Origin of the sequence: Leucobacter aridicollis (assembly GCF_013409595.1) — a bacterium.
Lineage (GTDB): Bacteria > Actinomycetota > Actinomycetes > Actinomycetales > Microbacteriaceae > Leucobacter > Leucobacter aridicollis.
This window is the reverse complement of sequence record NZ_JACCBD010000001.1, coordinates 1,749,543-1,766,081: the sequence shown is the minus strand read 5'-3', so window position 1 is coordinate 1,766,081 and position 16,539 is coordinate 1,749,543. Positions and strand designations below refer to the sequence as shown.

General features: G+C 67.0%; 13 protein-coding genes. 6 read left to right on the top strand and 7 right to left on the bottom strand.

Features of this window, described 5'->3' with window-relative positions:
- Positions 1 to 224: 224 nt before the first annotated feature.
- The 3 genes from glnA to BJ960_RS08120 form a co-directional block, all read right to left on the bottom strand.
- Positions 225 to 1,649 (bottom strand): type I glutamate--ammonia ligase, encoded by a 1,425-nt coding sequence (glnA, locus tag BJ960_RS08130; RefSeq protein ID WP_185986909.1) that lies wholly within the window; start codon positions 1,647 to 1,649, stop codon positions 225 to 227.
- A 169-nt stretch (positions 1,650 to 1,818) separates the two neighbouring features.
- A complete protein-coding gene (locus tag BJ960_RS08125; RefSeq protein ID WP_121072117.1) occupies positions 1,819 to 2,235 on the bottom strand; it encodes an RDD family protein in 417 nt (138 codons plus the stop codon).
- 3 nt (positions 2,236 to 2,238) lie between these two features.
- Positions 2,239 to 2,928, bottom strand: coding sequence for a DUF4191 domain-containing protein (locus BJ960_RS08120; protein WP_121072115.1), 690 nt, complete (start codon positions 2,926 to 2,928; stop codon positions 2,239 to 2,241).
- 185 nt (positions 2,929 to 3,113) lie between these two features.
- Here BJ960_RS08120 and BJ960_RS08115 point away from each other — a divergent pair, with 185 nt between their 5' ends.
- Positions 3,114 to 3,683: a hypothetical protein gene (locus BJ960_RS08115; protein ID WP_185986908.1), complete on the top strand. Its 570-nt coding sequence runs from the start codon at positions 3,114 to 3,116 to the stop codon at positions 3,681 to 3,683.
- 51 nt (positions 3,684 to 3,734) lie between these two features.
- On the opposite strand, the gene sucB is transcribed toward BJ960_RS08115, so the two are convergent.
- Both sucB and lpdA read right to left on the bottom strand, forming a co-directional pair.
- Complete coding sequence (gene sucB, locus BJ960_RS08110; RefSeq protein WP_185986907.1) at positions 3,735 to 5,489, bottom strand: 2-oxoglutarate dehydrogenase, E2 component, dihydrolipoamide succinyltransferase; 1,755 nt, start codon at positions 5,487 to 5,489, stop codon at positions 3,735 to 3,737.
- Positions 5,490 to 5,536: 47 nt separating this feature from the next.
- A complete protein-coding gene (lpdA, locus tag BJ960_RS08105; protein WP_121072109.1) occupies positions 5,537 to 6,910 on the bottom strand; it encodes a dihydrolipoyl dehydrogenase in 1,374 nt (457 codons plus the stop codon).
- Positions 6,911 to 7,070: 160 nt separating this feature from the next.
- Here lpdA and BJ960_RS08100 point away from each other — a divergent pair, with 160 nt between their 5' ends.
- Both BJ960_RS08100 and BJ960_RS08095 read left to right on the top strand, forming a co-directional pair.
- Positions 7,071 to 8,006: a PAC2 family protein gene (locus BJ960_RS08100; RefSeq protein ID WP_185986906.1), complete on the top strand. Its 936-nt coding sequence runs from the start codon at positions 7,071 to 7,073 to the stop codon at positions 8,004 to 8,006.
- A gap of 112 nt (positions 8,007 to 8,118) precedes the next feature.
- Entirely contained in the window at positions 8,119 to 9,375 is a 1,257-nt protein-coding gene (locus BJ960_RS08095; RefSeq protein WP_307814632.1) for an RNA polymerase sigma factor, read from the top strand.
- A gap of 139 nt (positions 9,376 to 9,514) precedes the next feature.
- Here BJ960_RS08095 and BJ960_RS08090 read toward each other — a convergent pair whose 3' ends face one another.
- A complete protein-coding gene (locus tag BJ960_RS08090) occupies positions 9,515 to 9,739 on the bottom strand; it encodes a DUF7455 domain-containing protein (RefSeq protein ID WP_185986905.1) in 225 nt (74 codons plus the stop codon).
- Between the two features lie 200 nt (positions 9,740 to 9,939).
- Here BJ960_RS08090 and BJ960_RS08085 point away from each other — a divergent pair, with 200 nt between their 5' ends.
- The 3 genes from BJ960_RS08085 to BJ960_RS08075 all read left to right on the top strand — a co-directional run bounded on the left by BJ960_RS08085 (position 9,940) and on the right by BJ960_RS08075 (position 13,977).
- Positions 9,940 to 12,033, top strand: coding sequence for a DNA gyrase/topoisomerase IV subunit B (locus BJ960_RS08085; RefSeq protein WP_185986904.1), 2,094 nt, complete (start codon positions 9,940 to 9,942; stop codon positions 12,031 to 12,033).
- 12 nt (positions 12,034 to 12,045) lie between these two features.
- Entirely contained in the window at positions 12,046 to 12,957 is a 912-nt protein-coding gene (locus BJ960_RS08080) for an SMR family transporter (protein WP_185986903.1), read from the top strand.
- 132 nt (positions 12,958 to 13,089) lie between these two features.
- Complete coding sequence (locus BJ960_RS08075) at positions 13,090 to 13,977, top strand: ankyrin repeat domain-containing protein (protein WP_185986902.1); 888 nt, start codon at positions 13,090 to 13,092, stop codon at positions 13,975 to 13,977.
- A gap of 85 nt (positions 13,978 to 14,062) precedes the next feature.
- On the opposite strand, the gene BJ960_RS08070 is transcribed toward BJ960_RS08075, so the two are convergent.
- Positions 14,063 to 16,534, bottom strand: coding sequence for a DNA gyrase/topoisomerase IV subunit A (locus BJ960_RS08070; protein ID WP_237463474.1), 2,472 nt, complete (start codon positions 16,532 to 16,534; stop codon positions 14,063 to 14,065).
- Positions 16,535 to 16,539: the final 5 nt, after the last annotated feature.

Genomic DNA, 16,539 nt, shown 5'->3' with positions numbered 1-16,539 from the left:
TCGGTGAACGCCCGATGTCTGTTCCGTGCAGGGTCTAGCCAGCGGGCCGCTTGCCGCGTACTCTGACAACCATGAACTATCTGGCAAGCTTCCTCGAAGCCATCCTCTCGAGCGAGGATGCTGATATCGAGGACGATATCAACTCCTAACCGCACCACGACGCGAAACCGCCCAGCGGCCTCCTCGGCTCGCTGGGCGGTTTCGTGTGTGATGGTGCGAAGCGCCTACACGCCGTAGTACAGCTCGAACTCGTACGGGTGCGGGCGAATCGCCATCGGCAGGAGCTCGGTCTCGTTCTTGAGGTTGATCCAGGTCTGGATCAGCTCCTCAGTGAAGACGCCGCCCTCGAGCAGGTACGCGTGATCCGCCTCGAGCGCGGCGAGCGCCTCACCGAGCGAGCCCGGCACCTGCGGGATGTTTGCGGCTTCCTCGGGGGGAAGCTCGTAGAGATCCTTGTCGATCGGCTCGCCCGGCTCGATACGGTTGCGAATACCGTCGATACCCGCCATGAGTTGCGCGGCGAACGCCAGGTAGGGGTTGCCCGACGCGTCGGGGGCGCGGAACTCGATGCGCTTCGCCTTCGGGTTCGAACCCGTCAGCGGGATGCGGATCGCGGCCGAGCGGTTGCCCGCCGAGTACGCGAGGTTGACGGGCGCCTCGTAGCCCTTCACGAGGCGACGGTAGCTGTTGATCGTCGGGTTCGTGAACGCTAGCAGCGAGGCCGCGTGCTTGAGGATGCCGCCGATGTACCAGCGTGCGGTGTCCGAGAGGCCGGCGTAGCCGTTCTCGTCGTAGAACAGCGGCTCGCCGTTCGCCCAGAGGGACATGTGGGTGTGCATTCCCGAGCCGTTATCGCCGAACACGGGCTTCGGCATGAACGTGGCAGTCTTGCCCCAGAGCTCTGCGGTGTTCTTCACGATGTACTTGAACTTCAGCACGTCGTCCGCGGCGGCGACCATGGTGTCAAACCGGTAGTTGATCTCGGCCTGGCCGGGCGCGCCAACCTCGTGGTGGGCTCGCTCGAGCTGGAGGCCAGCCTCGATGAGGCGCAGCGAGATATCGTCGCGCAGATCCGCCTGCTTGTCGACGGGCGAGACGGGGAAGTAGCCGCCCTTGAGCGGGGTCGTGTTGCCGAGGTTGCCGCCCTCGTAGTCGGTGGCGGAGTTCCAGTGCGCCTCCTCCGAGTCGATCTCGAAGAACGTGCGGCGCGGCGTCGTCTCGTAGCGCACCGAGTCGAGGATGTAGAACTCGGCCTCGGGCGCGAAGAACGCGGTGTCGGCGATGCCGGTCGAGGCAAGGAACTGCTCGGCCTTCTTCGCGACCTGGCGCGGATCCTTCGAGTAGATCTCGCCGGTGCGCGGATTGTAGATGTCGAACACCATGATGAGCGTGCGCTCGGCGCGGAACTGGTCGATGTACGCGGTGGTCACATCGGGGATGAGCTGCATGTCCGACTCAGCGATCGTCGCGAAGCCGCGGATCGAGGAGGCGTCGAACATCTGCCCGACCTCGAAGAAATCGAGATCTACCGTGCTCGCCGGGATGTTGAAGTGCTGCTGCACGCCGGGGAGATCGGTGAACCGGATGTCAAGAAACTTGACGTCGGTTTCGCGGATATAGTCGATGACTTCCTGGGGAGTCTTGAACATCGGGATCCTCACTTTTCGGTGCGGCAGTCTGCCGCTTCGTAGGTCAAGCCTATGCTTCCAGCATTTCGGGAGCGTGGAAGCAGTGTTTCAGGCGTGTTACGTATTGCGGCGCGACGAACCCCGGTGTCGACGGTGACAACGAGTTCTCGCATGATGAATCGACTGCGCGCTAGGCGCGAATCAGCACCGTCCCTGCGATCTTGTCGTGGAACCCGCGCTGGTCGCTGTCCCACACGAGCGCGGGGATCACGAGCGTCACGAGGACCGCGCGGACGATGGGGCGCCAGATCCCGACCCAACCGCCGGCGAGCGGCACGACCTGCAGGCCGACGATGCGATGCCCGAGCGATCCGCCGATTGTCGGAACGAACACGATCTGCATGAGCATAAAGATGAGCGAATGCCACCACATCGCCTGCGGGCCACCGATCAGGAGGTACGCGGGGAGCGACGCGAGCGCCCAGTCGATGCAGATCGCGACCAGCCGTCGCCCGACGCGACCCACTGACCGCGGGCCGTCCGCCGGGAGGCCGAGGCGCTCGCCGGGGTACTCGCTGGGGGCGAGGTCACCAAACTTCTGGGACATGGCTTAGCGCGGGCGCTGGGCGCGGACGCGATTCGGGTCGATGCCCTTCGGGATGCCGACCGGGCTCGCCTGGAGCGAGGAGAGTCGGTTGTAGACCGCCGCGATCTCGTTGCGGTTGAGCACGCGCTTCATCTTCTGCAGCTCCTTCGAGAGCTTCGGCAGCGCGACGGCGCCCTCGTCGGGGCCAACGTAGAGGTGCGAGATCGGCACGTTCGAGATTGCGCGCTTCAGTTTGCGCTCCTCGTCGTGCGCGATGCGCTGGGTGCGCTGGCGCGAGCCCTCGGAGATGAGCACGACGCCGCCGCGACCGATGACGCGGTAGACGGCGTCCTGCTGACGGGTCATCGCGACGGGAACCTCGGAGCCGCGCCAGCTGCGACGCAGGGCGCTCTGCACGATCGCGCCAACGGCGCCCGGGCGGCCCTCGATCTGCGCGTACGCGACAGCCTCGGCGCGGCGGCCGAGCACGATCATGGCGATGAGCAGGCCGGCGAGGATGCCGGTGAGGGGCCACAGGATCCAGCTGAACCAGTTCCCTGGCAGCAGCCAGGCGAGGAGGACGGCGATCAGGATCGGCCCGACGAACGAGAGCAGCATCAGTGGGGTCAGCAGCTTGTCTTGGGTGCGGGTGTTCTTGTACACCTGCACCATCTGCTTGATGCGACCCGGGGACTTCTGCTTCGCCTCTGCCATACCTTCCATCGTACCGCGTCTCGGGCGGTGCTGGCGCACCGTCGCCGTCGTTCGCTCGTGGCAGAGCGAGAATTGCCGTTATGGAGCGCCGCCCACAGGGCCTCGGGCGCGGTCACTCGTCCCCAGATGGGGCGTGGGCTCGCCCAGCGGTGGTGCCAGGGTGGGTCACAGGCGACGATGGGAGGATGCGCACCATCCGCGATGCACCCCGAAGGGACGCCACCGAAGCACTGTCGGCGGGGGAGACCGCGAGCCTCATGCTCGCGGTCTGTGGTGCGGGCCTTGCCGCTAGGGAACGCGCGGCGTGCCTTGGGGGAGACGTTGTGAGGACGCTCATGCTGCAGGTGCCAGGCGATGGCAACTATCGTCGCCAGGCGAATCCGCCACCCCCGGTCACGGTGGTGGCGCGGCCCCCGGGATCCGCGCGCCTGCGGTACGCGCGCGTCGCGGCGGCCGCCGTCGACGTTCGAGCGGGACACGACGACGGATGTCACGGCTTCGGCGTGTCGCTTCGCGTGCTCGGGGGCCTCGCGACATCGCTCGCGCCGCCCGGCGCGGCCGGCTTCCTCTCAGAGGTATTCGGCGACGTCGCCGCACAGCTTGCTCGCCTGACACCGTGGGACCCGGGGGAGGCGTCCGAGACGCTCGCGCATACGGTCGGTACGCGACTCACACCGACCCCGCTGCGGCCGGAATCCCTGGCCGCGGTGCGTGCGGTGCTCACCGGCGGCAACCGGCGCGCTGGAAACGAGTGAGGGGTTCTGCAGCGCACATCGCGCCGCAGAACCCCTCACTACTCGTTCGAGCTAGATCCCGAGATCTGCCGCGAAGTTGCCCTCCTCGAGGCGTGCCTTCATCTGCGTAAGGAAACGCGCAGCGTCGGCGCCGTCGATGGTCCGGTGGTCGTAGGACAGTGCGAGGTAGACCGTCGACCGGATCGCGATCGAGTCACCCTCGGGCGTCGAGACGACCCCGGGCTCCTTGACGACGACGCCGGTGCCGAGGATCGCGGACTGCGGCAGGAACACGAGCGGCGTGTCGAAGAGCGCGCCGCGCGAGCCGGTGTTGGTGAGGGTGAAGGTGCCACCGCTCAGCTCGTCCGGAGTCAGCTTGTTATCACGCGTCCGCGCCGCGAGATCAGCGATCTCGCCAGCGATCTGGGCGATGTTCTTCGTGCCCGCATCGCGAAGCACCGGGGTCAGCAGACCGCGCTCCGTGTCGACAGCGATGCTGACGTTCTCGGTGGCCGGGTAGACGATCTGGTCACCCTCGACGGTCGAGTTGATGACGGGGTAGGCCTGAAGCGCCTCCGCCGCCGCCAGCGCGAAGAACGGCATGAAGGACAGCTTCGAGCCGGTCTTCGCGAGGAACTCATCCTTCTTGGCCTGACGCAGCTGAGCGACGCGGGTGACGTCAACCTTCACCACGGTCGTCAGCTGTGCGGTCTGCTGCATCGATGCGACTGCGCGCTCCGCAATCACCTTACGGAGTCGGCTCATCTTCTGCGTCGTACCGCGGAGCTCAGAGACAACGCGAGGTGCCGGAGCTGCTGCTGCCGGCGCTGCCGCCGCTGCGGGAGCTGCGGTCGCCGCGGCGAGCACGTCTTCCTTGCGGATGCGACCGCCGACACCCGTGCCGGTCACCGTCGACAGGTCGACGCCACGCTCGCCCGCGAGCTTGCGCACGATCGGGGTGACGTAGCCGCCAGCCTCGGGCGCGGCCGCTGCAGGAGCAGCAGCAGGTGCCGGAGCGGCTGCCGGAGCCGGGGCTGCCGGAGCGGGTGCAGGCGCCGGTGCGGCTGCAGGTGCGGGAGCAGCTGCTGGTGCGGGCGCTGCCGCGGGAGCTGCTGCCGCGGGTGCAGGAGCAGCTGCTGCGGGAGCGGGAGCCGCGGGTGCCGCCTCGGCGGGAGCGGCAGCCGGAGCCGCTGCACCACTGCCGACGCGCGCGAGCACAGCGCCGACCTCGACGGTCTCGTCTTCGCCAACGAGGGTCTCCTGGAGAATGCCAGCGACGGGCGACGGCACTTCGGTGTCTACCTTGTCAGTTGAGACCTCGAGCAGCGGCTCGTCGACCTCAACAGCGTCACCGATCTGCTTCAGCCAGCGCGTCACCGTTCCCTCGGTGATCGACTCGCCAAGCGACGGGAGGACGATGTCCTGGCTGTCGCCGCCGGCAGCCGGGGCTGCGGGCTCAGCAGCCGCGGGCTCAGCCGCGGGCTCAGCCGCGGGGGCCGGCTCGGCGGGAGCTGCGGGCTCTGCGGCCGGCTTAGCCGCGGGGGCTGCAGCCTGCTCGGGCTCGGGCGTGGTGGCGGGAGCGGAACCGCTGCCGTCGCCGATGCGTGCGAGCACCGCGCCAACCTCGGCGGTCTCGTCTTCCTGGACGAGGATCTCTTCAACCACGCCGGCGACGGGGGAAGGCACCTCGGTGTCCACCTTGTCGGTCGAGACCTCGAGCAGCGGCTCGTCGACCGCCACGGTCTCGCCCACCTGCTTCAGCCAGCGGGTCACCGTCCCCTCGGTGACGCTCTCGCCCAGCGCGGGGAGGACTACCGATTCACTCATCGTGATTCTCCTTCTAAATTTCTTCTAGATCTAGCTTGTGATGCCGCTTAGATAGCGTGCAGCGGCTTGCCGGCGAGCTTGAGCATTGCTTCGCCGATGGTCTCGTTCTGAGTGGGGTGGCCATGGACGAACGGTGCGACGTCCTCGGGGTAGGCCTCCCAGTTCACGATGAGCTGGGCTTCGCCGACGAGCTCGCCGACGCGTGCGCCAATCATGTGGACGCCGAGCACGGGGCCGTCGTTCAGGCGAACGGCCTTGACGGTGCCCGCGGTGCCGAGGATCGAGCTCTTCGCGTTGCCTGCGAGGTTGTACTCGTACGAGGAGATGTTCTCTGCGCCGTACTGCTCGGCGGCCTTCGCCTCGGTTAGGCCGACCGACGCGATCTCGGGATCGCAGTAGGTCACCTTCGGGATGTTGACGTCGGCGACCACGACCGGGTTGAGGCCCGCGATCTCCTCAGCGACGAAAATGCCCTGCTGGTAGCCGCGGTGTGCGAGCTGCAGGCCCGGAACGATGTCGCCAACGGCGTAGACGCCGGGAACGTTCGTTGCGAGGCGCTCGGTGGTGAGCACGAAGCCGCGATCCATCTCGATCCCGGCCTCCTCGTAGCCGAGGCCAGCCGTCGCCGGGCCACGGCCCACTGCGACGAGCAGGTAGTCGGCGGTGAGGGTCGTGCCGTCCTCGAGGGTCACGGTCACGCTCGAGTCATCCTGGGTCACGCCCTGGAACCGCACGCCGAGCTTGTAGTCGATGCCGCGCTTGCGGAATGCGCGCTCGAGCTGCTTCGAGACCGACTCTTCCTCGTTGGGTACGAGGTGGGGGAGGCCCTCAACGATGGTGACCTCGGCGCCGAACGAGCGCCAGACGCTGGCGAACTCGACGCCGATGACGCCGCCGCCGAGCACGATGACCTTCTTCGGGATCTCCTGGAGCTCGAGTGCGTGCTCGCTGGTGATGACGCGGCCGCCGATCTCGAGTCCGGGAAGCGAACGAGAGTACGACCCCGAGGCCAGCACGACGTTCTTGCCGACGATGGTGTCGGCGCCAACCTGGACGGTGTTCGGCGATGCGAGGCGGCCCTCGCCCTCAAACACGGTGATGCCGTTCGCCTTGATGAGGCCCTGAAGCCCCTTGTGCTTGCCGGCGACGAGCTTTTCGCGGAAGGCGTTCACTGCGACGATGTCGATCGACTCGACGGAGGAGTTGATGCCGTATGTTGCACCCTCACGGGCGACGTCTGCGACCTCTGCTGAGTGCAGCAGTGCCTTCGTGGGCACGCAGCCTCGGTGGAGACAGGTGCCACCGAGCTTGTCCTTCTCAATGATCGCTGCGGTCATTCCAAGCTGTGTCGCTCTGACTGCGGTCGCGTATCCGGCGCTTCCGCCACCAAGAACTACGATGTCAAACTGGTGCTCGGCCAAGTGGGGTCTCCCTCGGGTCTCAATACTGTGCCTGATCCGCGCGGTATGCGGTGCGCATCGTTTAGCCTACTACTTCTGTGAATCTGCGGCAGCGGAACGTTCAGTGTTCGCTGTTCGCGCATTTCGTCCCGCTCAGCGCCTGGTTTCGTAGAATGGAACCGTGACTGAAACACTCTTCTCTGCCGTGTACGCGGAGCGCCGCGCGAGTGTCGCGAAGGGGCTCCCGCTTGTTGTCGCGCTCTCAGGGTCTACCGACGCCGGAAATGCGGTCTCTCAGCTTGAGCAATACCTGTGGGAACGCTGCAAGCCTGAAGAGATCATTCGCTTCGACACCGACCTGCTGCTCGATTACCGAGCCCGTCGTCCGCTCATCACGTTCGACGAGGACCATTTCACGGACTACAGCCCGGAGGAGCTCACGCTTAGCCTTGCGCGAGACGAGCTCGGAGCACCCTTCCTGCTGCTCTCCGGTTTCGAGCCCGACTTCCGCTGGGAGGCATTCGCCGAGGCGGTCCTCCTGCTCGTACACGAGTTCGAGGTCTCCATCACTACCTGGGTTCAGGCGATCCCGATGCCGGTCCCGCACACCAGGCCGATCGTCGCCACGGTGAGCGGCACCCGCGAGGATCTCATGGAGCGGTCGGCGTGGAAGCCGACGACCCGGTTGCCTGCGAGCATCGTGCATCTTCTCGAGTACAGGCTCCACGGGGTCGGCGAAGAGGTTGTGGGCTTTGCCCACCTCGTGCCGCATTACCTCGCGAACAATGAGTACCCGGAGCTTCTCACGGCAGCACTCGACAACGTGATGGCGGCGACCGGCCTGTTGTTCGCGACGGACGAGGCCAAAGAGCGCGCGCACGAGTTTCGGCAGCAGGTGGACCGCCAGATCTCCGAGAACGAGGAGTCGCGCGACATGCTCGACAACCTCGAACGGCGCTTTGACCAGTACGTCGAGGCGCACGGCGACAGGTCCTCATCGCTGCTCGGCGAGGAGGGCACGATGCCGACCGCCGACCAGCTCGCGAGCGAGCTCGAACGGTTCCTCGCGGAACGCCAACAGGGCCCTGAAAACAATGACGGCCCAGCCGTGCAATAATAGGAGGTAGGAACCCATTCAACCGTCGCGGGAATACCGCGGGCTTGACATGGGTTTTCATGGTGTGCGCAGTTTTTTGGACGCGCATCGACGAGATCTGAGAGGAAGTTGCGTGGCAACAGCGACAACGACCAAGACTCGCGCGGCGAAGGCGGCTGAGAGCGAAGAGCAGAACGCGGCTGAAGCGCCCGCGAAGAAGGCTCCGGCAAAGAAGGCCGCGTCGGCAGCGAAGACGACCGCGGCGAAGAAGGCTCCCGCTAAGAAGCCAGCCACCCGCGCGAAGAAGGCGGTCGATGAGATCATCGACGCGCCCGACGAGACAGAAGTGACTGAAGCGGACGAGCAGGCTGAGGAAGAGCAGCCGGCCGCCGAGCACCAGGAGCCCCTCCCGACCGGAGCCATCGTGCTCAAGGCCGGCGACGAGGAGGACGTGCCGACGGTCACGACCGCGATTCCCGGCGCCACCGCCGATCCGGTGAAGGACTACCTGAAGCAGATCGGTAAGGTCGCCCTGCTGAACGCGGCGGAGGAGGTCGAGCTTGCGATGCGCATCGAGGCTGGCCTGTTCGCCGAGGAGAAGCTTGGCACCGAGAAGGGCCTGCCGAAGAAGCTCGAGCGAGAGCTCAAGTGGGTGGCCCGTGACGGCCAGCGCGCGAAGAGCCACCTCCTCGGCGCGAACCTGCGCCTCGTGGTTTCGCTTGCGAAGCGCTACACCGGGCGTGGCATGCAGTTCCTGGACCTGATCCAGGAGGGCAACCTCGGCCTGATTCGTGCGGTCGAGAAGTTCGACTACACCAAGGGCTTCAAGTTCTCCACGTACGCGACGTGGTGGATCCGCCAGGCGATCACCCGCGCGATGGCAGACCAGGCCCGCACGATCCGTATTCCTGTGCACATGGTCGAGGTCATCAACAAGCTCGCTCGTGTGCAGCGTCAGATGCTGCAGGATCTTGGGCGCGAGCCCACGCCCGAGGAGCTGAGCCGCGAGCTCGACATGACCACTGAGAAGGTCATCGAGGTGCAGAAGTACGGTCGTGAACCGATCTCGCTCCACACCCCGCTCGGTGAGGATGGCGACAGCGAGTTCGGTGACCTTATCGAGGACACCGAGGCAATCGTGCCCGCCGACGCGGTCGGCTTCACGATGCTCCAGCAGCAGCTCGAGCAGCTGCTTGACTCGCTCTCGGAGCGCGAGGCTGGCGTCATCAAGATGCGCTTTGGTCTGGGCGATGGAATGCCGAAGACCCTCGATCAGATCGGCGACACGTTCGGTGTGACTCGCGAACGCATCCGTCAGATCGAGTCGAAGACCATGGCGAAGCTTCGCCACCCGTCGCGGAGCCAGCAGCTGCGCGACTACCTCGACTAAGACATCGCGAGGCGTGTTCGAAAGGGTGCGGAGGTTTCCTCCGCACCCTTTCGTCGTTGCTGCGCGGCCTCGACGGCGCGCACACAGAAAAGTGGGCCCCGGGAATCATTCCCGGGGCCCACTTCTCTAGCGCTGAGCGCTACGCGCTCAGCTTGTGGCTTTCGTCGTGCCAGGCCTCGGCCATGGGGCGAAGCTTTGCTTCGTGCTTCGTCGCGTGGTGCGCGCAGAAGAGCAGCTCGCTGCCGCCCAGCGTCACGCGAACGTATGCCTGTGCGCCGCAGCTATCGCAGCGATCAAGTCCACTGAGCGGACGGTCCGCCGCAGTTACCTCCGCTACGTCAGCGGTCTGTTCCAGTGTGCTCATGGCCACCTCCCGGTAGTTCAATTACCTCTATCCAACCATCCAAACGCCGGGAGCGCCCTGTTTGCCGGGGTTGTTTCGCTCAACGCGTACGGCGGCGGCGAGAATTGGCCGCGGTTTCGTCACTCGCCGTCGGCGATCAGCCCGAGTGTCGGTGGCGTGCTCTACAGTGGGTGAGTCTCCAAGAAAGCAGGTTCTTTCACGTGGCTGAATCCAGTTACTCCGCCAGGCACCTCACCGTCCTCGAGGGGCTTGAAGCAGTTCGCAAGCGTCCCGGCATGTATATCGGCACGACCGATTCGCGTGGCCTCATGCACTGCCTCTGGGAGATCATTGACAACTCGGTCGACGAGGCACTCGCCGGTCATGGCGCGGACATCAAGATCACGCTGCACGGCGACGGCTCGGTGACTGTCGCCGACAACGGTCGCGGCGTGCCAGTGGACGTCGAGCCACGAAGCGGCCTCAGCGGCGTGGAACTCGTCTTCACGAAGCTCCACGCTGGCGGCAAGTTCGGCGGTGGTGGGTACGCGTCATCGGGCGGCCTGCACGGCGTTGGCGCGTCCGTGGTGAATGCGCTGTCGTCTCGCCTCGACGTGGAGGTCGACCGCGACGGCAAGACCTGGGCAATGTCGTTCCGCCACGGCGAACCTGGCGAGTTCGCCGGCGAGGGCCCGGACAGCGCCTTCACGCCGTTCGACCGTGCCACCGAGCTTCGCGTCGTCGGGAAGGTGAAGAAGGGCGTCACCGGCACTCGCGTCCGGTATTGGGCGGATCCGCAGATCTTCCTGCCGACCGCGCGCTTCGAGGTCGATTCGCTTGTCGCGCGAGCGCGTCAGACCGCGTTCCTCGTGACCGGTCTGACGATCGAGATTGAAGACCACCGCGCCGAGTCCCTCGACGAGTCGGGCGCGCCGACGCTGCATACCTTCAACTACGAGGGCGGCATCTCCGAGTTCGTGAACTTCCTCGCCCTCGACGCCCCGGTGACCGACACCTGGCGAGTGCAGGACTCAGGCAAGTTCACGGAAACCGTCCCGGTGATGGACGAGGAGACGGGGCACCTGGTCTCGCGGGAGGTCGAGCGCGAGTGCGAGGTCGACATCGCGCTGCGGTGGGGCACTGGGTACGACACCGAGATCCAGAGCTTCGTGAATATCATCGCCACGCCGAAGGGCGGGACGCACCTCGCCGGTTTCGAGCAGGGGCTGACGAAGTTCTTCCGCAAGCAGATCGAAGCCAACGCTCGCAAGCTGAAGGCCGGCTCTGACAAGCCAGACAAAGACGACATCTTGACGGGGCTGACCGCGGTCGTCACCGTTCGAGTGCCGGAGCCGCAGTTTGAGGGGCAGACGAAGGAAGTCCTCGGCACGGCGGCGGTCCGCCAGATCGTCTCGCGCGCGGTGACGAGCGCGCTCACCGAGCTGTACGAGTCCCCGAAGAAGCACGACAAGGCCCAGACCGCGACGCTGCTCGAGAAGATGGTGTCCGAGATGAAGTCTCGGATCGCGATGCGCGCGCAGCGCGACACCGCCCGCCGCAAGAGCACGCTCGAGAGCTCCTCCCTGCCGTCCAAGCTCATTGACTGCCGCTCGAAAGACGTGGCGAACTCCGAGCTCTTCATCGTCGAGGGCGACAGCGCGCTCGGCACCGCGAAGCCAGCCCGCGACAGCGAGTACCAGGCACTTCTGCCGATCCGTGGCAAGATCCTCAACGTGCAGAAGGCATCGCTCGCCGAGATGCTGTCGAACGCTGAGTGCGGCGCGATTATCAAGGTCATCGGCGCGGGGTCGGGCCGAGATTTCGATCTCGAGGCCGCGCGCTACGGCAAGGTGATCCTCATGAGCGACGCCGATGTCGATGGCGCGCACATCCGCACGCTGCTGCTCACGCTCTTCTTCCGCTACATGCGCCCCATGCTCGAGGCTGGCCGGGTGTACGCGGCCGTGCCGCCGCTGCATCGGGTCATCGTGCAGCACTCGGGTCGCAAGCCAAACGACGTGATCTACACCTACAGCGAGAAGGAACTGCAGACGCTCCTCACCGACCTCCGCAAGCGCGGAAAGAAGTATCAGGAGCCCATCCAGCGGTACAAGGGCCTCGGCGAGATGGACGCGGACCAGCTTGCGGAGACCACGATGGACCGCGACCACCGCACGCTCCGCCGCGTCCGACTCGAGGACGCGCACGCGGCCGCGCAGATGTTTGAGCTGCTCATGGGCAACGACGTTGCCCCGCGCAAGGAGTTCATCATCGAGAACGCCGATGACCTCGACCGCGAGCGAATTGACGCGTAGCGTCAGCGCTCGATGAATCTCACAGCCCTCGGACTCGTTCTCGCGGCAGCCGTTGCGCACGCCGCCTGGAACATCCTCGCGGCACGGTCGAGCCGCTCTGGTGTGCCGTTCCTCTTCTGGGGGGCCATCGTCAGCGCGGTGGTGTGGTCGGTGGCGATTCCGTTCACCGGCGGTATCGGTTCGAGCGGCGCCTGGGAGTTCGTGCTCGCCGTCGTCGTGTCGGGCGTGTTGCACGTGCTGTACATGCTCGTGCTGCAGCGCGGCTACCGCGCCGGGGACCTCAGTACGGTCTACGCGACAGCCCGCGGCAGCGGCCCGGTGCTGACGGTGATTGTGTCGATTCTGCTGTTCGGCGAGCGGCCCGGACTGCTGGCGCTCGGCGGCGTGCTGCTCGTCGTCGTCGGTGTCACCGCGTTCGGTCTCATCGGCCGGACGCGGCCCGCCGCGGGTGCCGAGTTCGCCGGCGCGGCCGGGCGGGCCCGCTTCGACCCGTCGGTCGTCTTCGGCCTGCTGACGGGCGTCGCGATCGCCACGTACACGCTGTGGGACGTGTCGATGGTGAACGGCTTCGGCATCGCCCCGGTCGCGTTCATGGTCGGCACGAGCGCGGCCGAGGCCGTAATCTTCGGCGGCATGCTCGGCGCCGAAGGGGCGCGGGGGAAGCGGCCGGCCCGGCGGCTCCGCGGAGAGCTCAGGGCCAACTGGCGCAGCCTGCTTGCTTTCGGCGTGCTCTCGCCCTTGTCGTACGTGCTCGTGCTCACCGCGGCGACGCTCGCGCCGCTGTCGCTCGTCGCCCCCATGCGCGAGACGAGCGTCGTGCTCGTCGGGCTGTACGGCGTGATCCGCTACCGCGAGAGCAATCCCGTGCTCAGACTGACGGCTGCGGTCGTTGTTGTCTGTGGCGTCGCCCTGATCGGGTTGTAGCCCGATCCCATCCGAGGCGCGGCGCGGGCCGCGCGGACGCCCGAACCACGAGCGGCGACCAGCCGCGAACAATCAACCATGCACGCCCGGTCTCATCTACGGTTGGGTGACAAGCAGCGAGGAGAAGCACTCATGAAGACCCGACTACGCGCGGCGACCGCCGCGGTTGCGCTTGCGACGCTCGGCTTCGGGCTCGCCGGGTGCGCGCCCGAGCCTGGCGAGGCGCCAGCGACGACGACGCCAGCGAAGCCGAATGCCGACCCTGCGGAAACCCCCAAGCCCGAGGAGCCGGCCGAGCCCGCGACGCCGGAGAAGCCGGACCTCACGCAGGCCCAGCTCGACCAACGGCTCCGCGACGCGGCCTGGGCGAACGACGTCGCCGCCGCGGAACAGCTCATCGGCTGGGGCGCCGACGTTAACGCTGCGGACGATACCGTGCAGTCCGCCTACCTCATCGCGACGAGCGAGGGCAGGGGCGACCTGCTGCGACTCACCCTGAAGCACGGTGCCGACGTGAAGGCCCTCGACAGTTGGGACGGCACCGGGCTGATCCGGGCGGCTGAGCGGGGCCACTGGGACATCTCTGGCGCACTCATCCGCGCCGGCGTCGACGTCAACCACGTCAACAATCTCGGATACCAGGCGATCCATGAGGCAGTGTGGCTCGGTCGCGACGATCCAACGTATGCGGCGACGCTGCGGGTGCTCGTCGCGGGCGGGGCAGCGCTCGACACGCTCTCGGTGTCGGAGGGCCTCACGCCGCTGCAGATGGCCGAGGAGCGCGGCTTCACCGCCCAGGCCGAGGTGCTGCGCGCGCTGGCCGCCGCGGCCGCACCGAGCGACCCCGCCGCCGCGCTCGTCGAGGCAGCTCAGCAGGGCGACACGACCGCGGTGGTCGCCGCCCTGCGGGCCGGCGCCGACCCCCGCGCAACGGGCGGCGACGGTGTCGCCGCGCTCGCGCTCGCGGAAAACGGCGGGCACGTCGCCGCAGCGCAGGTGATTCGCGCGCTCGGCGGCTAGCAGGACGGGGTGCGAGACGCGGTCTCGCACCCCGGTGCTTGGCTACTCGTCGAAGCGCTCGGGCGCCTCGCCGATACCGTTGGCGCTACGGCGCCTCACCGATGAAGGCAACGCTGTGTTCGAGCGGACTTCCGGAGCCGTCGCGCTTGCCGAGCTCCTCCGGCAGCTTGCGTGCACTCCCGTCGGCCGCGATCGCGCGCGGTTCGCCCGTGCCGACCCACGCGGCGACGAGCCGATCCTCACCCTTGAGGAAGCGCTGCGCGCGCACGCCGCCGGTCGCGCGCCCCTTAGCTGGGAATTCAGCCCAGTCCGAGATCTTCGCGGATGCGGCATCGGTGCTCAGCAGGGCGTTCTCGTCGGATCCCTCCGCCACCGTGGCGACGCGCGCCTCAGCGTCGGCCTCGATCGCCGAGGCGAAGATGACGCGCGCATCGGAGCCGAGCTTCATGCCGGCCATGCCACCGGCCGGCCGGCCCTGCGGGCGCACCGCTGACGCGGCAAACCGCAGCAGCTGCGCGTCGCTCGTGACGGCCGCGAACTCGGCGGAGTCGGGCGCCGGGAACGCCGCGACGACCGCGTCGCCAGGCTTGAGGGTGATGACCTCGAACTCGGGGCGCGCGGGCAGATCTGTCAGCACGACGCGCTTGACGGTGCCCTGGGCCGTGAAGACGCCGACCGGCTCCTCCGAATCGAGCGGCACGATGCCGACGATCCGCTGCTTCTTGTCCGTGAGCCCGATGTACTCGGTGAGCTTGACTCCCGCGGAGAACGCGATCGACGCGCCGGGAACGAGCGGGAGATCGACGGGGGTGAAGCGGTGAAGCGTGCCATCGGACAGGATCGCGCCGAGCTCACCGCGGACTGTCGTCGCGACTCGCGCAGCGACAGCACCGTGCTTCGTCGCGCGCGGCGCCGCTCGCGTGGCGTCGGGGGCGTCGGGATCGCGGTCGACGCGCAGGGCGCGACCGGTCGCCGAAAGCAGCACGGTGCACGGCGTGTCCGCGACCTGCATGGCATCGGGGGAGACCGCTGCGCGCGATGGCCGCGCGACCGCCCCAGTGAGCAGGGTCCTGCGGGGCGTGCCGTAGGCTGCCGAAGCCTGGTCGAGCTCGCTCGCGACGACGGCCTTCAGACGCTCCTTGCTGCCGAGGATCTCGAGCAGCGCAGCGATCTCTGCGTTGAGCTGATCGCGCTCCGCCTCGAGTTCGACGCGCGAGAACTTCGTGAGCCTGCGCAGGCGCAGCTCAAGGATGTACTCCGCTTGCAGTTCCGACAGGTCGAACACCTGCTGCAGCCGGGTCCTGGCCTCCTCGGCGTCATCGCTCGTGCGAATGACCTGGATGACCTCATCGATGTCGAGGATCGCGATGAGTAGGCCCTCGACAAGGTGCAGGCGCTCGCGGCGCTTCCGGAGGCGGTACTCGCTGCGGCGCGTCACGACGGCGAGACGATGATCCAGGAACACGCGAAGCATTTCGCGCAGGCTCAGCGTCTGGGGCTGGCCGTCGACGAGCGCGACAGAGTTGATGCTGAACGAGTCCTCGAGCGGGGTGTACCGGTACAGCAGCTCGAGGACAGCCTCGGGGGAGAAGCCGGTCTTCAGCGTGATGACAAGCTTCAGCCCGTTTTTCCGGTCTGACAGATCGACAACATCGGTGATGCCCGTGATCTTCTTGTTCTCGACGCCCTGCTTGATCTTTTCGATCACTCGCTCCGGGCCGACGAGGTAGGGCAGCTCGGTGACGACGAGGCCCGTACGGCGCGGGCCGATCTGCTCGATCGACACCTTCGCGCGGGTGCGGAACGCGCCGCGGCCCGTGCGGTAGGCATCAGTCACCCCGTCGAGGCCCACGATCGTGCCGCCACCGGGGAGGTCGGGGCCGGGGATGAACTCCATGAGCTCTTCGACCGATGCGTCGGGGTGGTAGAGCAGGTGCTTCGCGCCCTCGATCGTCTCGATGAGGTTGTGCGGCGCGAGGTTCGTCGCCATGCCGACCGCGATGCCGCTCGCGCCGTTGACGAGCAGGTTGGGCACCGCGGAGGGCAGCACCTCGGGCTGGAGCAACTGGTTGTCGTAGTTGGGGATGAAGTCGACGACGTCTTCGTCGAGCGCCTCGGTCATCGCGAGGGCGGCGCCAGCGAGCCGAGCCTCCGTGTATCGGGACGCGGCCGGGCCGTCGTCGAGCGAGCCGAAGTTGCCATGGCCATCGACGAGCGGCAGGCGCATCGCAAAGTCCTGTGACAGGCGCACCAGCGCGTCGTAGATCGACGAGTCGCCGTGCGGGTGAAGCTTGCCCATCACCTCGCCAACGACGCGCGCAGACTTCACGTGACCCTTGTCGGGGCGCAGGCCCATGTCGGTCATCATGTAGAGGATGCGCCGCTGGACGGGCTTCAGTCCGTCGCGCGCGTCAGGGAGTGCGCGGGAGTAGATGACGGAATAGGCATACTCAAGGAACGATCCCTCCATCTCGTGAGAGATGTCGATATCTTCGATGCGCTCACCGGCGGCCTCATGGGCTGCGCCTGGAGTATCCATGTCGGTTACGTCGGCCATAATGG

What these genes read in the sequence shown, in the direction of transcription:
- BJ960_RS08090 (WP_185986905.1), bottom strand. Translation starts at nt 9,739, where the DNA reads ATGAGCACACTGGAACAGACCGCTGACGTAGCGGAGGTAACTGCGGCG.
- sucB (WP_185986907.1), bottom strand. Translation starts at nt 5,489, where the DNA reads ATGAGTGAATCGGTAGTCCTCCCCGCGCTGGGCGAGAGCGTCACCGAG.
- BJ960_RS08120 (WP_121072115.1), bottom strand. Translation starts at nt 2,928, where the DNA reads ATGGCAGAGGCGAAGCAGAAGTCCCCGGGTCGCATCAAGCAGATGGTG.
- BJ960_RS08115 (WP_185986908.1), top strand. Translation starts at nt 3,114, where the DNA reads ATGCGCACCATCCGCGATGCACCCCGAAGGGACGCCACCGAAGCACTG.
- glnA (WP_185986909.1), bottom strand. Translation starts at nt 1,649, where the DNA reads ATGTTCAAGACTCCCCAGGAAGTCATCGACTATATCCGCGAAACCGAC.
- BJ960_RS08080 (WP_185986903.1), top strand. Translation starts at nt 12,046, where the DNA reads ATGAATCTCACAGCCCTCGGACTCGTTCTCGCGGCAGCCGTTGCGCAC.
- BJ960_RS08075 (WP_185986902.1), top strand. Translation starts at nt 13,090, where the DNA reads ATGAAGACCCGACTACGCGCGGCGACCGCCGCGGTTGCGCTTGCGACG.
- BJ960_RS08125 (WP_121072117.1), bottom strand. Translation starts at nt 2,235, where the DNA reads ATGTCCCAGAAGTTTGGTGACCTCGCCCCCAGCGAGTACCCCGGCGAG.
- BJ960_RS08070 (WP_237463474.1), bottom strand. Translation starts at nt 16,534, where the DNA reads ATGGCCGACGTAACCGACATGGATACTCCAGGCGCAGCCCATGAGGCC.